This is a genomic window from Moorena sp. SIO2C4, assembly GCF_010672485.1.
GTDB classification, from domain to species: Bacteria; Cyanobacteriota; Cyanobacteriia; order Cyanobacteriales; family Coleofasciculaceae; genus Moorena; species Moorena producens.
The window spans coordinates 1-1,970 of the sequence record NZ_JAAHGN010001256.1 but is presented as its reverse complement, the minus strand read 5'-3'; the positions used below and the strand labels follow the sequence as shown (position 1 = coordinate 1,970).

Genomic DNA, 1,970 nt, shown 5'->3' with positions numbered 1-1,970 from the left:
CATGATGAGGAACCCCTGTCATTGGCACCCGTCCCACTCCCTTACCAGCTTCTTTGCTGGTTAAGACCAGTTCCAGGGCTTCAGCAATTATCCTGGCATCCTGAAAGAAGGTTTCATAGAAGTCCCCAACTCGGTAGAGCAGCACAGCATGGGAATACTGGTCTTTTAGTTCAGCAAAATGCTGCATCATCGGTGTCAGCTTACTGCGGTCCACTGTCCGATGGTCAGTATTCTCAGGCGCAACTTTCCTTGCTGCTTCAGTTGCCCTTTTCGGAAGGTTATCGTTGGATTCGGGAGTAGATGCTTGAGGGGATCTGCTCATTGACTAAGCTAGAAATACCAATACTCTATATTAAGAGGTAAATCCAACTCACCCTCGGTTTGTTAGATTCATTTCCACTAAGGGTTTATTACTATATCGCAATGGTTTTATCAAGACTAGGCAGCAGAGTAAACAGATCTAATTGATTGATTCATACATATAGTGTTTCTTTATTTACATAAACACTATATGTATAAAATATCTTGTCAATAAGCACAATAACACCGGGTTTATTGAGAACTACCCCCGGTTTGTTGACAAGATGCGCTTACCCTGGCTTTGTATAGCCTAGCCAGAATGTCTAAATTATTCTAAATCATTCTTAATTATTATTAATTTTTTATAACTTTGCTAACTAAACTATTCTCAATTGTGCTAACTAAATTATTCTCAATTATGTGTATGTTTAATACTTAGCAATTCCCTTGCTGATGCCCCTATAAAGTGGAATAAATTAAACAGCTGTTGATGACAGTATTGTGTTTATTTAAAATATTCTAAATTATAGCTTGGGAGGGAATCGAATCACATTTATTCACATGAAACGGCGTATAACAAATGAAAAGTGTCATCAGACGTCGAAGGTTTTTGGTTGTACTCGCTACCATGACCGGGCTATTTACAACCTTGACCCCTGTTTTGACTCAAGGTCAGTCTGGTTTTCAGATTCTTTATGCCTTGAAGCCCAACGGTCAACTGTCCTACTATAGCTATAGTGGTCTACCGGATCCTAATAACTTCCATAATCAGGGTGCGGAGAAGGTTATTTCAAACGGTTGGAACCAATATAGTAAAGTTTTTTCCGGAGGTTGTGGAGTTTTGTTTGCTCTAAAGCCCAACGGCCAACTGTCCTACTATAGCTATAGTGGTCTACCGAATCCTAATAACTTTCAGAATCAGGGTGCGGAGAAGGTTATTTCAAACGGTTGGAACCAATATAGTAGAGTTTTTTTCGGAGGTTGTGGAGTTTTGTTTGCTCTAAAGCCCAACGGTCAACTGTCCTACTATAGCTATAGTGGTCTACCGGATCTTAATAACTTTCAGAATCAGGGTGCGGAGACGGTTATTTCAAACGGTTGGAACCAATATGGTAAAGTGTTTTCCGGAGGTTCTGGAGTTTTGTTTGCTCTAAAGCCCAACGGCCAACTGTCCTACTATAGCTATATTGGTCTACCGGATCTTAATAACTTTCAGAATCAGGGTGCGGAGAAGGTTATTTCAAACGGTTGGAACGAATATAGTAGAGTTTTTTCCGGAGGTTCTGGAGTTTTGTTTGCTCTAAAGCCCAACGGTCAACTGTCCTACTATAGCTATATTGGTCTACCGGATCTTAATAACTTTCAGAATCAGGGTGCGGAGAAGGTTATTTCAAACGGTTGGAACGAATACCAGAATATCTTCTAGGGTCAGCCAGGTTTATAGCTCAGGGTAAGAGCATCTCAATCACGCGGTTACTAAAGGAACCAGCGGCATTCGCATCTAAATTGCAAAACCCTTATCCAGTAAGGATTTCATCAATTGATTCATGGGCAGGACTCGATCGCTGAAATCCTGACCCCGCCAGCATGTACAAAAATAAGATGCGTTTCCCCTGGACTAGGGAGTTGATTACCAAAAATTTTTGGTAATCGCGCCCCGTCCTTGGACA

At 41.1% G+C, this 1,970-nt stretch carries 2 protein-coding genes; one reads left to right on the top strand and one right to left on the bottom strand.

Features of this window, described 5'->3' with window-relative positions:
- A partial coding sequence (locus tag F6K20_RS36300) for a MutS N-terminal domain-containing protein (RefSeq protein WP_502708921.1) occupies positions 1–322 on the bottom strand: 322 nt, incomplete at its 3' end.
- A gap of 558 nt (positions 323–880) precedes the next feature.
- Between F6K20_RS36300 and F6K20_RS36295 the strand changes: the two genes are divergently transcribed.
- Positions 881–1,726 carry a tachylectin-related carbohydrate-binding protein gene (locus F6K20_RS36295; RefSeq protein WP_287298062.1) on the top strand — a complete coding sequence of 282 codons (846 nt, stop codon included), beginning with the start codon at positions 881–883 and terminating at the stop codon, positions 1,724–1,726.
- The last annotated feature ends 244 nt before the right edge of the window (positions 1,727–1,970 follow it).

What these genes read in the sequence shown, in the direction of transcription:
- F6K20_RS36295 (WP_287298062.1), top strand. Translation starts at nt 881, where the DNA reads ATGAAAAGTGTCATCAGACGTCGAAGGTTTTTGGTTGTACTCGCTACC.